The following is a 17805-nucleotide window of genomic DNA, read 5'->3' on the forward strand; positions in this document are numbered from 1 at the left end:
TGTGCGCTACCCGTTATAGGCGGTGAGCTTGGCGCCGACCGGGACATTGGGGTCGGTGGCGTTTTCGGTGACGACATAGTCGAGCGCGAATTTCGAGCCCTCCGGCGCTTTCACCCATTGCGTGCCGATGATTGGTCCGGGAGAGACGTTGGCGACGGGACCGCTGTTGAAGTCGACCTTGCCGGCGATGGTGGTGGTCTTCAGCGTGCTGATCGCCTTGGCGACGGCCTCCTTGCTCTTGACGTCGGTGCTGGCCTTCAGCGCATCGAAGCCGGCGTCGAGAAGCGCAAGGCTGGCGCCGAGCTGCTGTGTCCACTGCTTGCCGCTTGCCGTTTCATAGCCATCAGCAAGTTCGGTGCCGGAAACGCCCGTCAGCGCGGATTTGTACGGGAAGGCCTTATGCCAGTAGGCGGCGCTGCCGATGTTCAGGCCGAGATCGCCGAGCGCCTCGATGTCGGAGGGAAACAGGCCCGTCTTGGCGATCTGGCAGATCTTGATCTGCTGGGTGAGGCCCTGCTGCGCGGCCTGACGCCAGAAGGCGGCGAAGTCAGGCGGTATCGGGAACGAATTGAAGATCTCCACGCCCTCCTGCCTGAAGAGAGCGATCTGCGCGGTAAAGTCGGTGGTTCCGGTTTCATAGGCGCCGGGATCGACGATGGTGAAGCCCGCCTTGGAAAGTGCCGGCGCCAGATGGGTGCGGATCGCATTGCCGTCGGCGTCGTTGGGATACATGACGCCGACCTTCTTGTTGGTCTCGATCAGGTTCCACTGCGAAACATAGGCCTTGTGGAACTCTTCGACGCCGAAGCCGAAATGATAGGTCCACTTGAACGGCGAGGGCGCGCCCGGCTTGGCGCCGCGGCCGAAATACCAGGCTTCCCAGGGCATGACCGTCGAGAGGCAGGGAATGCCTGCCGCTTCGCAGGCATCGGCCACCGGATTGATGGTTTCGGGCGTCGAGACGGCGAGCATCAGGTCGATCGCCTGGTTGTTGATCAGGTCCTTCGCCAGCTGGCCGGCGCGCGAGGGATCGGACTGAGTGTCCTGGTCGAGAATGTCAACCTTCCAGGTCTTGCCGCCCGCCTGCAGGCCGTTCGCCAGCGCCTTGCGCGCCAGTTCCAGCACATAACCGTCCGTCTCGCCGAAGCCGCCGAGAGGGCCGGTGCGCGGGCTGATGAAGCCGACCTTCAGCGTGTCGCTGCTTTGAGCGAAGGCCGTGCGGCCGGAAAGCGCCAGCGCCGCACCGCCCGCCACGGTCGATGCGATGAAAGACCGGCGGCTCAGCGATGCCGCGTTGATTTTTCCGCTGCGGAAAATGCCGTTCATGAAATCATTCCTCCCTCTTGATCGGGCCTCCCGGCCCGTTCCCATTGTTCATATCGGCCGATCTCAATTCAGATCGGGTAGTGCCGTTTTCCCGACGCCATGGTGATCCATCGGAGCTCGGTGAATTCATCGATCGCCGCCTTGCCGCCGAAGCGGCCGTAACCGCTTGATTTGACGCCGCCGAAGGGCATTTGCGGCTCGTCGGAAACGGTCGCCTCGTTGATGTGGCAGATGCCGGATTCGAGCCGCATGGCGACGGCAAGTGCGGCATTGACGTCGGCGCTGAAGACGGCGGCCGACAGCCCGTATTCGTTGTCGTTGGCAACCGTCACGGCCTCGTCGACGCTGCCGACGCGGACGATCGCTGCGACCGGTCCAAAGCTTTCCTCGCGGTAGATGCGCATGGCAGGCGTCACGTGATCGATGACCGTCGCGTCCATCAGCGTGCCGTTGGCCTGGCCGCCGCAGACGAGGACCGCGCCCTTCTGCAGGGCATCATCGACGAGCGACCGGACACGCCGGACGGCCTCAGTGTTGATCAGCGTGCCGAGCGGCGTGTTGCCGTCCTTGGGATTGCCCGCGACGAGGGTTGCGGCTTTCGTCCGGAATTTGCCGACGAAGCCATCGGCGATCTCGTCCATCAGGATGATCCGTTCGGTCGACATGCAGATCTGCCCCTGGTTCATGAAGGCGCCGAAGGCGGCAGCGCGCACGGCCTCATCGATATCGGCGTCGGCAAGGACGATGAACGGCGCCTTGCCGCCGAGTTCGAGCAGGCAGCGCTTGAGATGCCTTCCCGCGGATTCGGCAATGATCCTGCCGACACGGGTGGAGCCGGTGAAGTTGATGCGGCGCACGGCGGGATGGGCGATCAGCGCGTCGACGACAACGGCGGCATCGCTCGGCGCATTGGAAACGACATTGACGACTCCGCGCGGAAAGCCGGCGTCACGCAGGATGTCGCCGATCAGGCCATGGGTTTTCGGGCAGAGTTCGGAGGCCTTGAGGACGACGGTGTTGCCGCAGGCAAGCGGCATGGCGACGGCGCGGGTGCCGAGGATGATAGGTGCGTTCCAGGGGGCAATGCCGACACAGACGCCTGCCGGCTGACGGACGGCCATGGCAAGGCTTCCCGGAGTGCCGGAAGGGATGAGCTCTCCGGATATTTGCGTGGTCATCGCCGCCGCCTCGCGGAGGATATCGGCGCCGAGCCCGCAATTGATCGCCGCCCATTGCGTGGTGGCGCCGGTTTCGCCGGTCATGGCGGCAACGAGTTCGGATGTGCGGGCCTCCAGGATATCGGCTGCGGCATTCAGAAGTCTGCGCCGTTCGCCCGGGCCGGTTTGCGACCAGTCCGGAAAGGCGGCTGCTGCCGCATTGGCTGCCCGCGTCATGTCGGCAATGGATCCTGCCGAGGCGATCGTTGCGATGTCGCCGGTCAACGGATCGATGCGTTCGAAGGTGGCCCCTTCGGAAGCATCCATCGCCTCGTTGTTGATCATCAGCTTTGCCGAAAACACTGTTCCACCCATTCGACCCGTATTGGCGCCACGTGCTGGCGCCACATGCCGGTTTGCGTTGTTGCCATGGGAGAAAACGAGCGGACGCGGCGCCACGAAGGCGGCCTGACCGTTCCTGCATCTGTTGAAGTGCCTCCTCCCAAAGGCTGATGGAGAAAGGTTACGCCGATCTGGCGCGGATGGAATGCGATTTATTGGGTTAATATTGTAATTATCCGGTGATATCAGCATTGCTTGACTTGGGAAGCGGAGGAAAAGCATTGGCGACGGACGGAGGGATTCATCATTATGCCAGGGGCGAATGGCATGCTCCGTCGCTGTCGCACCGGCGCATCCGTTTTCAAAAAGGGTTGTATGCCGATTTCCACCATTTCCTGCTGCTTGGGGAGGGGAGTGGGGAGCTTCATTTCGACAATGGCGAACATCGGCCGCTGCACGGACCGCTGCTTGCCTTCCTGCCGCCGCAGGCGCGATGCGACCTGTCGATATCAGCCGGAACCGCGGCTCATCTGGTCGGCGCTTCGCCGCAGATCATGGTCGATGCGATCGGCGACAAGGTGGAATCCTATTCGCTGCGCATCTTCACCGAACAGCGCAAGCTGGTCGAGGCACTGGATCCCTTGACGGTCACCGAAATCAGCCCGCTGATCTCCGGCTTCGTGCGGGAACTGGGCGACCCCTCCCGCTCCTCCTGGATGGTCGCCTCCGCCTATATCAGGCTCATCCTGATGGCGCTGTGGCGTGGCTCCGATGGCGAGAGAAGCGAGCAGCGCGGGCAGGGCGAAGTGGGTTCGATCCTGCAGAGGTATCGGCAACTGGTCGAGGCCGGTTTCCGCCAGCACCGGCCGATCAGCGATTATGCCGCGGAGTTGGGCGTCACGGCCGACCGGCTGCATTCCACCTGCCAAAGGGCGCTCGGCCGCTCGCCGATCCAACTGCTGCACGAGCGTGTGGTGCAGGAGGCAAAGCTCAGATTGGAGCGATCGGCCCGCAATATCCAGGAAATCTCCGACAGCCTCGGCTTTCGCGACCCAACCTATTTCAGCCATTTCTTCAAGCGCAAGACCGGCCTTTCACCCGCCGGCTACCGCGAGATCGCCCGCGCTTCCGCCGGCTCGGAAAACAGCATGCTGTCCTCGGGTTATGCGGATTGGCCTTAGGGCACCGACGCCTTCTCGATGCGAGTCAACCGGAAGTTCGCGTAACGCCGGTGCCTCTCGCTTTCACAGGGAGGGGCCATGGGTGACCAATTTCCAAGCCGAGAGCCCGTAGGTCGATGGACGAACGGGCTTTTTGCAGCGGATTGCCGTCACGAAAGGGCGGCGGTTGAACGATTGCAGTCTATCCGGACGATTTCGACGGGCGTCGCCGAAAGAGCTGATCCCAGATGTCGTACCCCGCAGGGACAATCCCGATCAGCAGTGCAGCGGCCAAATCGAACCGTGGAACAAACGCCAGGATGATCGCGCAGAACGCGACAAGCGTCACGAATGCAAATATTGCAAAAAACCGGCTTCTGTTCATCGGTCTATCCTTTCGGAATGGGCCAGACACTGCGTCATCTCTGTACTCCATAGAGTAGATTCGGCAGCATGTAGACGATGCTCGGGAACAGATAGATGACCACCATGCAGAGAATGACGATCAACATATACGGCATCATGCCGCGGAAGATGTCGGTCAGTTTGACATGCGGAGGCGAGACGCCCTTCAAGTAGTATGCCGACATCGCCATGGGTGGTGATAGGAAGGCCGTCTGCAGGTTGATTGCCACGAGGATACCGAAGAACAGCGGATCGATCCCGAAATGCGGCAGCAGCGGAATGAAGATCGGGATGAAGATGACGATGATTTCAGTCCATTCCAGAGGCCAGCCGAGAATGAAGATGATGATCTGGGCCAGGATCAGGAACATCAGCGGCGACATGTCCAGGCCGGTCACGAAGTCACTGATGAACTGTTGGCCGCCGAGATAGGCGAATACCGATGCGAAGGTCGCCGAACCGACGAACAACCAGCAGACCATCGCGGTCGTTCGCGCCGTCAGATACACCGACTCCTTCAGTCGCTGCCAGGTCAGCGCCCGATAGGCCGCAGCAAGCGCCAGTCCCCCCAATGCGCCGATTGCGGCGGCTTCCGACGGCGTTGCCAGGCCAAAGAGAATGGCACCCAGCACCGCAAGAATTAGAAAGGCGAGCGGCGCGAAGGATGTAAGCATCATCCAGGCGAGTTGGACCGGCGTGTGCTCGCCCACATCTTCTTTCGTTGGCCGCGGCGCCAGTTGCGGCTGCAGGATTGCTCGCACCACGACATAGATGAGATAAAACCCCGCCAGGGCGAGGCCGGGCAGGAGCGCCGCCGCATACATTCGGACAACCGAGATCCCGGAGGTGGCCGCATAGACGATCAGCAGGATGGAAGGCGGGATCAGGATCCCGAGCGTGCCGCCCGCGCAGATCACGCCCGTCGCGTAGCGCACGTCGTACTTTGCCTTCAGCATCGCTGGTAGGGCGAGCAGTCCCATCAACGTCACCACGGCCCCGACGATGCCGGTTGCCGTGGCAAAGAGTGTGCAGGTGGCCAGGGCGGCGACCGCCATCGAGCCGGGCACCCGGCGCGTGACGCTGAATAGCGTCGAGAACAGCCGATCGACGATGTTGGCTCGCTCGACGATGTAGCCCATGAACAGGAACAGCGGGATAGCCGTCAGCACGTCGTTCTGGATGACCGAGTAGGTCTGGTTGACGAACAGATCGAAGATCCGGTTGTTGAAGAAACCGCCGATCCAGGTCTGCGCCAGTGTAAAGGCATCGCCGCCGGATTCGAGCGCGCGGTCATAGCCGCGCCACATGCGGCCGGCATCGAAATAGGCATAGTATCCGAAGCCGACACCCAGAGCCATCAAGGTGAACGCCACCGGGAATCCGAGGAAGATGGCGAGGATCAGGATGAGGAGCATCCCGACGGCGATATGTGCATCCGTCATTGAGCGTCCCGATCCCGTGGTTCACGTCCAGCGTCAACTTCCCGCGACGGAAGGAAACCCTCGTCCTCGGACTTGAGCACGTCCAGGCTTTTTGTTTCCAGTAGTACCTTTTCCAGTTCTTCGACATCTTCGGCCTGCTTCGGCCATTCGCCCGTCCTTATGCAGAGAATGCAGCGGAAGACCTGCGCCACGCCCTGCAGGAACAGGAGAATGCCGGCGGCGACGATCACGGCCTTGAACTGGAAGATCGGCACACCGGCGGGACTGTTGGAACTGACCTCCAGATAGCCCCAACTGCGTGCGGCATATTTCCAGCCCGAGATCACAAGCGCGGTAATACCGGGAAAGAAAAAGATGAAGTACAACACCAGTTCCAGCCTGGCCTGGGTGCGCGGTTTCCAGAGCCGGTAGATGAAATCGCCGCGCACATGGCCATCACGCGAGAGGGTATACGCTCCCGCCATCATGAAGATCGTTCCATAGAGCATGTAGCTCAGATCGAAGGCCCAGGGGGTCGGCGCGCGAAAGAGGTAGCGTGCAACAACCTCATAGCCGACGCCGAAGGCCATGATGAGTATCCCCCACGCGAACACCTTGCCGAACCACGCCGACAATTCGTCGGCGAATGCAATGTAACGGAGCATGCAAGCGCCTCCCTAATCTCGAAGAGGGACGAGGCCCGGAAATACCGGGCCTTCCCCATCTATTTTCCGAGGTTCAATTTTCCGGGGAAATAGTGCTCATAGGCGAGTGCGAGATCGGCGGAGTTCATCAACTCGTAGTACACGACCCTCTCCACCCACTGCCGCTGACTGTCGAGCACCTTCTTCATGAACGCATCCGCTTCAAGCGTGGGGATGATCTCATCCCAGGCCTTCAGTTGCGCATCCAGAATTTCCTTTGGAGTGCGGTGCACGGTCACGCCATGTTCGGCCTGGAGTTTTTGAAGGTCGCTTGAATAGTTGTCCATCGCGGACGCTGTTATCGCCGTGCTTGCTGCCTCCACGCCATATTCCAGGATCGCCTGCAGATCTTCGGGAAGGTCGTCAAACACATCCTTGTTGAAGAGGAACTCGAAAGATTCGCTCGCTTGATGGTAGGACGACAGCATGTAGTTCTTGGCGACATCCTGCGAACCAAACCGTATGTCAGAGGAGGGATTGTTGAACTCGAAGGCGTCGATCACACCTCGCTCCATTGCCGGCACGATCTCGCCGCCCGGAAGTTGAGCGACGCTCATGCCCATATTCTGCATGAGATCGGCGGCGAGCCCGACCGTACGATATTTGAGGCCGTTGACGTCGTTCACGGTCGCGACCGGGTTCTTGAACCAGCCGAACGGCTGCGCGGGCATCGGGAAGCCATAGAAGCCGTAAAGGTTCAGCCCCATGATGTCCTGGGTGAGTTCTCGGTAGAGATCCTTGCCGCCACCTTGATGGAACCATCCGAGCATGGTGGTTGCGCTGCCGCCAAATACCGGCCCGGTACCGAAGAGGGAAGCTGCCTTGTGCTTTCCGTACCAATAGACGGGAACGGTGTGGGCTGCGTCGATCACGCCATCGTTGACGCCGTCGAGCACCTGAAACGCGCCGACGACCGTACCGGCAGGCATTAGTTCGAACTTCAGGCGTCCGCCGGACATTCGTTCGACCCGTTCGACGTACAGGCGGGCAAAATCCATCCAGATGTCCGACGCGGGCCAGGATGTTTGCATTTTAATGACGGTGGGTGCCTGGGCCAGCACGGCCGGGGCGGCAAGAGCCCCAACTGCGGTTACTCCAACGAGCGTAGAGGCTCCCAGCAACTCTCGACGCGATACTGCCTTTTTGGTCATTGTTCTTCCTCCCTGGATTGTAGTCGAATTCTCCCTGCATTTCCTGGTAGTCTGCTAAGTTGAAGAGGAGGGCTCCCAACCTTTTCGCGATCAGTATCAACAACTGATTGTTCTCATTTGTCTATTATGCACACTTTTTGCAATTCTGACAGACGTTCAATTGTTGTTGATCACAGCTTGGGGCTGTGGTCCAGCGTCCAAGGCACAGTACCGCTACTCCGCGTTGTCCGGACTACCTCAGCTTAGAAAGAAAGAGCTGCTTTCGCCCGTCGACGATGAACTGGAGCCATATGCTGAACTGGAACCACGTGCTCGTTCTTGATCGCCTTCGTCCCAAGTCGATTAAGCCGAAGAGAGCCGACGTCCACACATGGCGCACGGATGTCGTCTCGCCAAACCAATGCTATGGCCGCTTTCGGGGAGCGGCAACAATTGCCTCTATGACCGAGAAGAGGCGCGAAGCTGCCGAACACTGATTGCCCAATGAAAGTCCAAAAATGGCCGTTAGTGGAAACTGCTAAAGCTGGCTCGATGTCGAAGAGCAGACCAAGCTCACGACAGCGCAAAAATCCTCACTTCCCGCCCGATGCCTTGAAGCTCCGCCATCCGGGAGGCCGATTTGATGCCGCTGTCGCGGAGGATTTCTGAAACCTGGGCATCCCCGACGATCGCCTCCGTCGTCATGATCACATTGGGATCGGCAAGGCCCTGGACGCGGGAAGCGATATTGACGGTCTGGCCGAAGTAGTCCTGCCGGTCGTTCAGGTTGACTGCGAGGCAGGGCCCCTCATGGATGCCGATCTTCAGGAGAAGATCGTCGCTGCCGTGTTCGGCATTTAAGCGAAGCATCGCCTCCCGCATCCTGAGTGCCGCCGCCACGGCGCGGTCCGGGCTCGGGAACGTCGCCATCACGGCATCGCCTATGGTCTTGACGACTGCTCCGGCCTCTGTGGCGACGATCTCGTGAAGAACCCGGAAATGCGCTCGCACCAGATCGAAGGCGGCAAGATCTCCGACGCGCTCGTAAAGCGCGGTCGAGCCTCTCAAGTCGGTGAAGAGGAAGGTCAGGCTGGTGATCTTGAGGCGCTGGTCGACATCGAGTGTATCGGTGCGATAGATGTCCCGGAAACTCTGGTTCGTCAGCAGGCGCTTGGCGGTCAGGAAAGCCTGCCTGCGGCCCAAGAGGTCGTGCAGGTCATCGCCTGCGATGCAGACGTTCGGCACCACTCTGCGATCTGTGTGGTTCTCGAGCGTCAGCCGCAGTAAGCCGGGGCGCAGCGTCAGCGTTTCGTTCAGCGCATGCGTCCGACTGATGATCATCGAGAGGGTTTGACGTTCGTCGGTGGGCTCACCCTGCACGTCGATGAACTGCGCCGAGTGTGTCACCGCATCGAAGATGATGACGAATTGCGCCGGCAGTTGCAGGGAGACGAAGGCCTTTTCGCCCGGGTCCAGTTCGATCATCTCCAGCTGGATGCGCGCCAGCCTCGCTTCGAGATCGTCAGGCAGGTCAACGCCGGAGCTGAAGAAGATCTGGCGGTAGTACTCGAGTGGCGACAACCGATCGGGATCGTGAGCGGCAATCCTGCGCACGCGCGGACTGACCGTGAACGTGACCTCGACCATCTCGTCGAGGGTCGGCTCGTATCCGGCCGCGCAGAGCGCGCAATGATACGTCTCATGGACGACGGTTTTAAGGGTTGCGCCGCTGTCGAGGACGCCGCCGCATCCTGGGCAAAGGACATTCCAGGTCATCTCGAATGCGCCTATGCGGGCTGCATGGAGAAATGCGGCGATCGTTTTCTCTTCATCGAGATGGTGTTTATCGGCGAAAGCGAGCGCATTGATGCGATTGAGCTCGCGATCCGAGCCATGCATAACGACGTTTTCGATACACTCCACCGTCTGCGGGTCAGCCGCCTGTCGCAGGGAGGCAAAAAGGACGTCCACTTCGCTCATCAGACAAGTCTCCGTGCGCAGAACCCACGGCGGACGACGCCAGGACCGGGATCATAACACGGGAGTTTCCCAATAGAAATCTAGAGGCTCGGATGCCGCTCGCTTCCCGAGCGAAGCGGCTTCAGCTCCCCTTGTATATCCGCTTCAGCGCAGCCAGCAGCGCATCCAGTTCCTCGCGCGAAAACAGCTCGATGAAGCGCTGTTCATGCCTATCGATTAGTTCTCGCGCCCGTGCGAGCATTGCGCGTCCCTCCTTCGTCAAATGAAGTTCCTGGCGGCGGCGATCGGCAGCGGAGGGGCGGCGCTCGATCAGGTCACGGGCGGCCAGCCGGTTGACGAGGGCCATCATCGTCGCCCGGTCGGTGCCGAGCGTGTTGGCAAGGTCGATCTGCGATGCGCCCGGATTGCCGGCGACGAGTTCCATCACCGCCAGCTGCTTCTGCGTCAGCGCCAGCGCCGCCATGGTTTCGGCGAAGTCGCGATAGACTGCGACATGCGCCATGCGCAGATGAAATCCCAGCAGATCGCCAAGCCGGCCGACGTCGAGGCCCGGCGTCGCGGGAGCATCTTCGCCCTCGAAATCGTCCTGCGTTGGTTTTGTGCTCATCGTTCGTTCTCGCCTCATCAAGGGTCATAACCATCAAAATCAGCAGGTTAGTCAATATCCGTCGTGCGGATTTCCCCGTGCCATTGGAGCAAATCGGATTTGCCTTAAACAGCCTCTTGCATCACAGGAAAAAGATATTAGTATGTGTTGCATACAAATATGATGCCTGCTGCGGGGAGCGGTGGGCATGGGAGGAGAACATGGCGCATTCCATTTCCGGGATGGCTTCGTCGGCGGATTGCGGACTGGTGACGGATGATCCGATCCTTTACCGCGCCCGCGTCGCACCAGGCCGTCCGGCTCTGTTCGAGATCGCTACCGGCCGGCAGCTCACCTATGCCGAACTCGATGCGCGGATCGCCCGCTGCGCGGGCTTGCTGAGCGAGGCGCTCGGAGCGCGCCGCGACGGGGCGCGTGTCGCCATGCTGGCGCGCAATTCCATGGATTCGATCGTGCTTGCCTTTGCCTGCCAGCGTGCCGGCGCCATCTACGTGCCGCTCAACTGGCGCCTCAACGCCGCCGAGCTGCGACCGATCCTTGCCGATTGCGCGCCGGCCCTGCTCGTTCACGACGAAGAGTTTGCGTCAACCGTCGCCAGCCTTGCGGGCGCCGATCCGGAGATGGCGGTGATATCGACGGCTGACGGTCCGGCCCGAGGGCTCGCCGCGCGGATCGAGGCGAGCCTTCCGGCCGCTCCGGTGTCCGTCGATGCCGACGAACCCTGCGTCCTTCTCTACACCTCGGGCACGACGGGACAGCCGAAGGGCGTCGTCATCACCCGCCGCAACGCCTTCTTTGCCGCCATCAACTTTTCCGTCGTCGGAGAGATCGGACCAAAATCCGTCGCCCTGTGCGACCTGCCATTCTTCCATACGATCGGTCTGATCGCGGTGGCGCGCACCACGTTGATGCTGGGCGGCACGCTCGTCGTCTCCGACCGCTTCACACCGGCGCGCACACTCGCCGCCCTTGCCGACCGGCAGCGTGCCGTCACCCACTATTTCGCCGTGCCGCAAATCGCGCTCGCCTTGCGCAACGATCCCGCCTATAGCGCCGCGGCTCTGGCCGGCCTGCATGCGCTCTTCGTCGGCGGCGCGCCGCTGACGCAGGCGCTGATCGAAAGCTATCTTGATGACGGCGTTGCGCTGGTCAATGGTTACGGCATGAGCGAGGCGGGAACGGTGCTGCACGTGCCGATCGATCGGCGCGCCGTGCAGGACAATCCAAGCAGCGTCGGTCTGCCCGCGCCATTGCTCGACATTCGTATCGTCGGTGAGGATGGCCGCGAGGTTGATGAAGGCGAGATCGGTGAACTCTGGCTGCGCGGGCCGGCGGTGACGCCTGGCTACTGGAACAAGCCTCAGGAAACCGCTGCCGCCTTCACCGACGGCTGGTACCGCACCGGAGATCTCGGCCGGCGCGAAGCGAACGGCTTCTATCGCATCGTCGACCGGCTGAAGGACATGTATATCAGCGGCGGCGAGAATGTTTATCCCGCCGAGGTCGAAGCAGCACTCGCAAGTCATCCCGATATCCTCGACGCTGCGGTCGTCGGCATTGCCGATATCCGATGGGGCGAATGCGGTGTCGCCTATGTGGTGGTGCGGCCGGGTGCCGTGGCGACGGGCGATGAGATCGCCGGCCATTGCGCGGCAAGGCTCGCCGCCTTCAAGCGTCCGGCGCGCATCCTCTTCGTCGAGGCCATTCCCCGCACCGCCTCCGGCAAGGTGCAGAAACATGTCCTGCGCCAGTTCCATTCCGACGAAACCCTTCAACGACAGGCCCTGTGACGCGGCCCCCCGGCATTCACGCCGAAACCCATGGAGTAACCTCATGACCGATATGCAATCGCCGGTTCTGGTCGAATTCGATAATGGTATCGCCTTCGTGACCCTCAACCGTCCGGAAAAGCGCAATGCGATGAATCCGGCCCTGAATATCAGGATGCTCGAAGTGCTCGACGAGCTCGAGGGCGACGAGCGCTGCGGCGTTCTCGTCCTGCGCGGCGCCGGCGAATCCTGGTCCGCCGGCATGGATCTGAAGGAGTATTTCCGCGACAATGACGACAAGCCGCGCGATGCCACGCTGAAGGCGCGGCGGCAATCCGGCGGCTGGTGGAGCCGGCTGATGTATTTCGAAAAGCCGACGATCGCCATGGTCAACGGCTGGTGCTTCGGCGGCGCCTTCACGCCGCTCGTTTCCTGCGATCTCGCTATCGCCGCCGAGGAGGCGAATTTCGGCCTTTCCGAGATCAACTGGGGCATTCTGCCGGGCGGCAATGTCACCCGTGCGGTCGCCGAAGTGATGCGCCATCGCGATGCTCTCTATTACATCATGACCGGCGAACTGTTCGGCGGGCGCAAGGCTGCGGAAATGGGTCTCGTCAACGAGGCGGTGCCGCTGGCGGAGCTGGAAACCCGGGTCCGCAAGATCTGCGCCAGCCTGCTCGAAAAGAACCCGGTGACGCTGAAGGCCGCCAAGGACACCTACAAGCGCGTGCGCGACCTGCCCTGGGATCTCGCCGACGATTACATCTACGCCAAGCTGGAACAGATGCTGTTTCTCGACAAGACCAAGGGGCGTGACGAGGGGCTGAAGCAGTTCCTCGACGACAAGACCTATCAGCCGGGCCTCGGCGCCTACAAGCGCGGCCGCTGAGGACGAACCCGGTTCGCCGGGCCGTTCGCGAGCCGATCATCGGGAGGAGGAAAGCAATGAAGATCCATGCCGCGGTGGCGCGTGCGCCGCATATGCCGTTTTCGCTGGAAAGGCTCGATCTGGAGGAGCCGCGCCAGGGTGAAATCCTGGTTCGCGTCGTCGCAACAGGGGTTTGCCACACCGACATCGTCATGCGTGACCAGCATCTGCCGGTGCCGCAGCCGGTCGTGCTCGGTCATGAGGGCGCCGGCATTGTCGAGCGTGTTGGAGCGGGCGTTGCCAAGGTCAAGCCCGGCGATCACGTGGTCATGACTTTCAATTCCTGCGGTCATTGCCCGAGCTGCAACGATCATGAGGAGACCTATTGCCACGAATTCTTCCCGCGCAACTTCTTCGGTGCGCGCGCTGACGGTTCGAGCGGGCTCTCATGCGAGGGAGAGCGGGTTCACGGCAATATTTTCGGGCAATCCTCCTTCGCCAGCCACGCACTGTGCCACGAACGCAACATCGTGAAAGTGCCTGGGGATGCGGATCTGGCGCTGCTCGGGCCGCTTGCCTGCGGCATCCAGACCGGCGCCGGCGCGGTCATGAACGCGCTGAAGGTCGAACCGGGAAAAGTGCTCGCGGTTTTCGGCATGGGCTCCGTCGGTCTTGCTGCCGTGATGGCGGCGCGGATCGTCGGCGCGTCACGGATCATCGCCGTCGACGTCAACGAGACGCGGCTGGCACTTGCAGCGGAACTCGGCGCGACCGACATCGTCAACGGCAAGGCGAGCGACGCGGTCGCCGCGATCATGGCGCTGACCGGCGCCGGCGTCGATTATTCGATCGATGCCTCCGGTGTGCCCGCCGTCATCGACCAGTGCGTGCGGGTGCTAGCGCCGCGCGGCACTTGCGGCATTGTCGGGGCCTCGCCCCATGGCGCGACGCTGACGCTCGACCTCACCCATATCCTGTCCGGCGGGCGCCGGGTCCGCGGCATCGTCGAGGGCGATTCCAATCCCGACGTGCTGATCCCGTTGCTGATCGATCTGCATCGGCAGGGCCGCTTCCCCTTCGACAGGATGATCACCTTCTATGATTTCGCCGACATCAACCAGGCGGTCGAGGATTCCGAAAAGGGCATCGTGCTGAAACCGGTCGTGCGTCAGCCGGCCGTCTGACACCGTTCAAGGGAGGAAACAATGAACACCGTCACCCCAATCGCCACCGATACCAGCCTTGATGTCATGAAGGCGCTGCTTGGCCGGCAAAGGGCGTCTTTCCTGAGGGAAGGGCCGCCGAGCATCGAGACCCGTCTCGATCGCATCGACCGCGTCATCGCCCTTCTCGTCGACCATAAGGATGCGATTGCCGCTGCCCTGTCGGAGGATTTCGGCAGCCGCAGCGCCGAGGCGAGCCTGCTTCTCGACGTCTTTACCTGCGTCGGTTCGCTCAAATATGCCAAGGCCCATCTTGCCGAGTGGCTGCAGCCCGAACAGCACGAGGCATTGTTCCCGGACGCGGTGGCCGAAGTGGTCTATCAGCCAAAGGGGGTTGTCGGAATCCTGAGCCCGTGGAATTTCCCCTATCAGCTCGCCCTTGCGCCGCTTGCCGGCATTCTCGCCGCTGGCAACCGCGCCATGATCAAGCCGTCGGAGGTAACGCCGGCTTCGGCAGCCTTGATGGCGGACCTCATTGCCGGCGCCTTCGACGAAACGGAAATCGCCGTCGTTCAGGGCGGACCGGCCACGGGCACGGCCTTTACATCGCTTGCCTTCGACCATCTGATCTTCACCGGCGGAACCGCGATCGCCCATCACGTCATGCGCGCGGCGGCAGAAAACCTGACGCCGCTGACGCTCGAGCTCGGCGGCAAGTCGCCGGTCATCATCGGCCGCTCGGCCGACCTCGCAGACGCGGCGCGCCGCGTCATGACCGTCAAGACGCTGAACGCCGGTCAGATCTGCCTGGCGCCGGACCATGTCTATGTGCCCGAGGAAAGCGTCGAGGCCTTTGCCGGCCACGCGGTCGCGGCGGTCGGCGCGATGTATCCGGCGCTGAAGGAAAACCCTGATTACACCTCGATCGTCAATGCCCGCCATCACGCCCGCATCCAGGGCCTGATCGACGATGCCAGGGCCAAAGGCGCCCGTGTCGTCGAGATCAACCCGGCGGCAGAGAATTTCTCCCAGCAATCGGCCCACCGCATGCCTCCGACCCTGATCCTCGACCCCACGGAAGAGATGCGCGTGCTGCAGGAGGAAATCTTCGGACCCGTGCTGCCGGTCCTTCCCTATCGCGATATCGCCGACGTCATCGATCGTATCAATGCCAAGCCGCGCCCGCTCGCTCTCTATTACTTCAGCCAGGATCAGCAAGAGGAGGCCCGCGTCCTCGACAACACGACTTCCGGCGGGGTGACGGTCAACGACTGCATGAGCCACGTCACGGCGGAAGGCCTGCCCTTCGGCGGCGTCGGCCATTCGGGCATGGGTGCCTATCACGGCAAGTTCGGCTTCCTCGCCTTCTCGCATCCGCGCGCCGTCTATCACCAGAGCAGGATGGTGGAAGCGGAATACATGATGCGGCCGCCTTATGGCGAGGCGATGCGCGGTTTTTTGGAGGCGGCGATCTGCAAATAGAAGAGAAGTGGCGGACGATGCCGTCGGCAGCCGGTTGCTGACGGCATGGATGGCTGCTCGCAATGAGTGACCCGATCGCGCAGACTTATTCCGATAACGCTGTATTGCGTCATTGGGCTATGAGTCCTGACACAGAGGATGCCGTTGTTACATACGCCTTATGCATCGGCTGCTAGCCGTTGAACCTGACCTCGTCGTTGTGGCGGCCGCCCGCTTTTCCTGTCGTCGCATTGCTGCCGGCCGTCCTGGCGACGCATCTGCGAAAGAATATGCCCTGATGGGTCTTTAGTTTAACGAAGCCCAAACCAGTATTGCCCTATGATTGGTTCGGATGACGTATTGGAAGGTGGATCCAACGCAGTGAATGGCATCTGGACGCAATTCGGTGGCAACCTGTCATTCGTGTGCCTGGCGATTTCGCTCTGGGCACATTTCTCGATCCAATTTCAGAGTCGTTCGGTCACACAGGAAAAAATCGCTTTCGGAATCATAGCCGGCGGTGCCTCCATCGGGTCCATATTGCTGGCCGTCGAAGTCAATCCCGGCATCTATATCGACATGCGCTTTTCGCCGCTTGCTTTGGCGGGCATGTTTGGCGGACCGATCGCAGCGGCTCTTGCGGCGTCGCTGGCAATGGTCTTCCGCTTCTGTGTCGGCGGCACGGCAATGATCGACGGTCTGATCGCAATTGCTGTCGCGACCGCTATCGGCCTGGCTGCCAACGTCTGGATCCGGAAGAGATCTCCCGAGCTCATGCACGTTGCGCTGCTGAGCCTCGCGCTCGGCGCCGCACTTATCGTATTGATGGCGGTGCTTCCCACACTGGTGCACGCCCGCGTATTGGCCATGATCGGTCTGCCGATGACGGTATTGAATTGCCTGGCGACGGCGCTGTGTGGTTTCGTTCTGTTGAAGACGCAGCAATGGGAGCTGGAGCGGAGCATCTTGGTGACCGCGTTTTCGCAGTCGCCCGACTATCTCTACGTGAAGGACAGAAACAGCCGGTTCATCACCGTCAATGAAAATATGATCCGCCTTTTTCGTTTCAGAACCACGGCGGAGATGACCGGATTGTCGGATTTCAATCTTATATCGCGGCCGCGCGCCGAAGAATTTTATTATCTCGAACAGCAGGTCATGGACACGGGGGTGCCCCTGATCGACTCCGTCGAGCGTATTGAAGACAGATACCTGCTTGCCTCCAAGGTGCCGCTGAAGGATAGGCAGGGGCGGGTGATCGGCCTTGCCGGCGTCACGCGTGACGTGACTGAGCGGACTGCTCTGGAGCGGGAATTGCGCAAGAGCAAGAACCTGCTGTCGCATGCGATGGCTGGCATGTCCGATGGCATCGCCATGTATGACAGCAAGGGTTTTCTCGTTTTTTGTAACGACCAGTATCGCACCGCCTTTCCGCTATCCGGGGACGCCCGCGTGGTTGGTGCGCATATCAGCGACATCCTTCGCCGCGTCGCCGAAACGGGCGAGCGCACCGGGATCCCGGAAAATGACCGTGAAGAGTGGGTCAAGGCCACCGCCGCTACGTTGCATAGCAACAAGGACGAAGAGGTTCAGCTTCACAATGGCGACTGGCGCAGCATCCGGACAAGGTTAGCGGAAGACGGCACGGCGATGGCCGTTGTCTCAGACATCACAGCGACCAAGCAGGCGGAAATCGCGCTCAGGCTTTCGGCGGAACAGCTGAAGAACCTCGCTGAGACAGATGGGCTCACCGGCATGGTCAATCGCCGGGCCTTCGACGAAGCTTTCGCACGTGAGACCGCAGGCAGCGCCAGGAAAAACACGCCGTTCAGCCTTCTGATGGTCGATATCGACCGCTTCAAGGCCTATAACGACACCTATGGTCATCCCGCCGGAGACCAATGCCTGCGTGTCGTCAGCAGGTGTCTGCGCCAGTCGGTAAGCCGCCCGGCAGACATCGTCGCACGCTACGGCGGAGAGGAATTTGTCGTTCTGCTCCCCGCAACCAGTGCGAAAGGCGCAATGATCGTTGCCGAGCAATTCGCGCGTCTCCTCAGCCAGGAAAATATCGTTCATTCCGGCAGCGAATTCGGACGGGTGACGGCCAGCATCGGCATATCCTGCGCGACGGGAGCCACCCTGAGGATAAACCCGAACCGCCTCCTGACCGAGGCCGATGCCGCGCTCTACGACGCCAAGATGCAAGGTCGCAATCGCATCCTGGCACATTCGCCCGACGAGCGGCAGACCATGAAGGACGTCGGTTAGACGGATCCTTGATAGGTTTTTCCTATCGAACCATCGTCCGCGCG

14 protein-coding genes are annotated in these 17805 nt (G+C 61.4%); 6 read left to right on the forward strand and 8 right to left on the reverse strand.

The genetic code is table 11. The annotated features are described in order from the left end of the window. Window positions 1-6 precede the first annotated feature (6 nt). Both HFO71_RS21230 and HFO71_RS21235 read right to left on the reverse strand, forming a co-directional pair. Complete coding sequence (locus tag HFO71_RS21230) at window positions 7-1326, reverse strand: ABC transporter substrate-binding protein (protein WP_221988402.1); 1320 nt, start codon at window positions 1324-1326, stop codon at window positions 7-9. Window positions 1327-1394: 68 nt separating this feature from the next. After that, on the reverse strand, window positions 1395-2858 hold the full coding sequence (locus tag HFO71_RS21235; RefSeq protein ID WP_221988403.1) for an aldehyde dehydrogenase: 1464 nt from the start codon (window positions 2856-2858) through the stop codon (window positions 1395-1397). Window positions 2859-3106: 248 nt separating this feature from the next. On the opposite strand from HFO71_RS21235, the gene HFO71_RS21240 reads away from it, so the two are divergent. Further along, window positions 3107-4006 (forward strand): helix-turn-helix transcriptional regulator, encoded by a 900-nt coding sequence (locus HFO71_RS21240; RefSeq protein WP_094087754.1) that lies wholly within the window; start codon window positions 3107-3109, stop codon window positions 4004-4006. A 181-nt stretch (window positions 4007-4187) separates the two neighbouring features. Here HFO71_RS21240 and HFO71_RS21245 read toward each other — a convergent pair whose 3' ends face one another. The 6 genes from HFO71_RS21245 to HFO71_RS21270 form a co-directional block, all read right to left on the reverse strand. Continuing rightward, window positions 4188-4370, reverse strand: coding sequence for a hypothetical protein (locus HFO71_RS21245; RefSeq protein WP_020047375.1), 183 nt, complete (start codon window positions 4368-4370; stop codon window positions 4188-4190). 34 nt (window positions 4371-4404) lie between these two features. Continuing rightward, window positions 4405-5832 carry a TRAP transporter large permease gene (locus tag HFO71_RS21250; protein WP_077976769.1) on the reverse strand — a complete coding sequence of 476 codons (1428 nt, stop codon included), beginning with the start codon at window positions 5830-5832 and terminating at the stop codon, window positions 4405-4407. Beyond that, the gene (locus tag HFO71_RS21255) at window positions 5829-6476 is read right to left on the reverse strand and encodes a TRAP transporter small permease subunit (protein ID WP_017959442.1); all 648 of its coding nucleotides are present in this window, start codon (window positions 6474-6476) and stop codon (window positions 5829-5831) included. Before HFO71_RS21255 ends, HFO71_RS21250 begins: the two co-directional genes overlap by 4 nt. A gap of 59 nt (window positions 6477-6535) precedes the next feature. Then, entirely contained in the window at window positions 6536-7666 is a 1131-nt protein-coding gene (locus tag HFO71_RS21260) for a TRAP transporter substrate-binding protein (RefSeq protein WP_077976770.1), read from the reverse strand. A 552-nt stretch (window positions 7667-8218) separates the two neighbouring features. Further along, a complete protein-coding gene (locus tag HFO71_RS21265; RefSeq protein ID WP_025397037.1) occupies window positions 8219-9625 on the reverse strand; it encodes an adenylate/guanylate cyclase domain-containing protein in 1407 nt (468 codons plus the stop codon). 121 nt (window positions 9626-9746) lie between these two features. After that, the gene (locus HFO71_RS21270; RefSeq protein WP_077976771.1) at window positions 9747-10232 is read right to left on the reverse strand and encodes a MarR family winged helix-turn-helix transcriptional regulator; all 486 of its coding nucleotides are present in this window, start codon (window positions 10230-10232) and stop codon (window positions 9747-9749) included. A 200-nt stretch (window positions 10233-10432) separates the two neighbouring features. Between HFO71_RS21270 and HFO71_RS21275 the strand changes: the two genes are divergently transcribed. The 5 genes from HFO71_RS21275 to HFO71_RS21295 all read left to right on the forward strand — a co-directional run bounded on the left by HFO71_RS21275 (window position 10433) and on the right by HFO71_RS21295 (window position 17761). Beyond that, window positions 10433-12022, forward strand: a complete 1590-nt coding sequence (locus HFO71_RS21275; protein ID WP_131661135.1) for an AMP-binding protein — start codon at window positions 10433-10435, stop codon at window positions 12020-12022. Between the two features lie 43 nt (window positions 12023-12065). Next, window positions 12066-12890: a p-hydroxycinnamoyl CoA hydratase/lyase gene (locus HFO71_RS21280; RefSeq protein WP_131661134.1), complete on the forward strand. Its 825-nt coding sequence runs from the start codon at window positions 12066-12068 to the stop codon at window positions 12888-12890. Window positions 12891-12946: 56 nt separating this feature from the next. Further along, window positions 12947-14053, forward strand: a complete 1107-nt coding sequence (locus HFO71_RS21285) for an NAD(P)-dependent alcohol dehydrogenase (protein WP_132612139.1) — start codon at window positions 12947-12949, stop codon at window positions 14051-14053. A gap of 21 nt (window positions 14054-14074) precedes the next feature. Continuing rightward, the gene (locus tag HFO71_RS21290) at window positions 14075-15514 is read left to right on the forward strand and encodes a coniferyl aldehyde dehydrogenase (protein ID WP_221988404.1); all 1440 of its coding nucleotides are present in this window, start codon (window positions 14075-14077) and stop codon (window positions 15512-15514) included. A gap of 318 nt (window positions 15515-15832) precedes the next feature. Continuing rightward, complete coding sequence (locus HFO71_RS21295; protein WP_221988405.1) at window positions 15833-17761, forward strand: diguanylate cyclase; 1929 nt, start codon at window positions 15833-15835, stop codon at window positions 17759-17761. Window positions 17762-17805: the final 44 nt, after the last annotated feature.

Origin of the sequence: Rhizobium laguerreae (assembly GCF_019778565.1) — a bacterium.
Lineage (GTDB): Bacteria > Pseudomonadota > Alphaproteobacteria > Rhizobiales > Rhizobiaceae > Rhizobium > Rhizobium laguerreae.

What these genes read in the sequence shown, in the direction of transcription:
- HFO71_RS21255 (WP_017959442.1), bottom strand. Translation starts at nt 6,476, where the DNA reads ATGCTCCGTTACATTGCATTCGCCGACGAATTGTCGGCGTGGTTCGGC.
- HFO71_RS21265 (WP_025397037.1), bottom strand. Translation starts at nt 9,625, where the DNA reads ATGAGCGAAGTGGACGTCCTTTTTGCCTCCCTGCGACAGGCGGCTGAC.
- HFO71_RS21295 (WP_221988405.1), top strand. Translation starts at nt 15,833, where the DNA reads ATGATTGGTTCGGATGACGTATTGGAAGGTGGATCCAACGCAGTGAAT.
- HFO71_RS21270 (WP_077976771.1), bottom strand. Translation starts at nt 10,232, where the DNA reads ATGAGCACAAAACCAACGCAGGACGATTTCGAGGGCGAAGATGCTCCC.
- HFO71_RS21260 (WP_077976770.1), bottom strand. Translation starts at nt 7,666, where the DNA reads ATGACCAAAAAGGCAGTATCGCGTCGAGAGTTGCTGGGAGCCTCTACG.
- HFO71_RS21275 (WP_131661135.1), top strand. Translation starts at nt 10,433, where the DNA reads ATGGCGCATTCCATTTCCGGGATGGCTTCGTCGGCGGATTGCGGACTG.
- HFO71_RS21235 (WP_221988403.1), bottom strand. Translation starts at nt 2,858, where the DNA reads ATGGGTGGAACAGTGTTTTCGGCAAAGCTGATGATCAACAACGAGGCG.
- HFO71_RS21280 (WP_131661134.1), top strand. Translation starts at nt 12,066, where the DNA reads ATGACCGATATGCAATCGCCGGTTCTGGTCGAATTCGATAATGGTATC.
- HFO71_RS21290 (WP_221988404.1), top strand. Translation starts at nt 14,075, where the DNA reads ATGAACACCGTCACCCCAATCGCCACCGATACCAGCCTTGATGTCATG.
- HFO71_RS21250 (WP_077976769.1), bottom strand. Translation starts at nt 5,832, where the DNA reads ATGACGGATGCACATATCGCCGTCGGGATGCTCCTCATCCTGATCCTC.
- HFO71_RS21285 (WP_132612139.1), top strand. Translation starts at nt 12,947, where the DNA reads ATGAAGATCCATGCCGCGGTGGCGCGTGCGCCGCATATGCCGTTTTCG.
- HFO71_RS21230 (WP_221988402.1), bottom strand. Translation starts at nt 1,326, where the DNA reads ATGAACGGCATTTTCCGCAGCGGAAAAATCAACGCGGCATCGCTGAGC.
- HFO71_RS21245 (WP_020047375.1), bottom strand. Translation starts at nt 4,370, where the DNA reads ATGAACAGAAGCCGGTTTTTTGCAATATTTGCATTCGTGACGCTTGTC.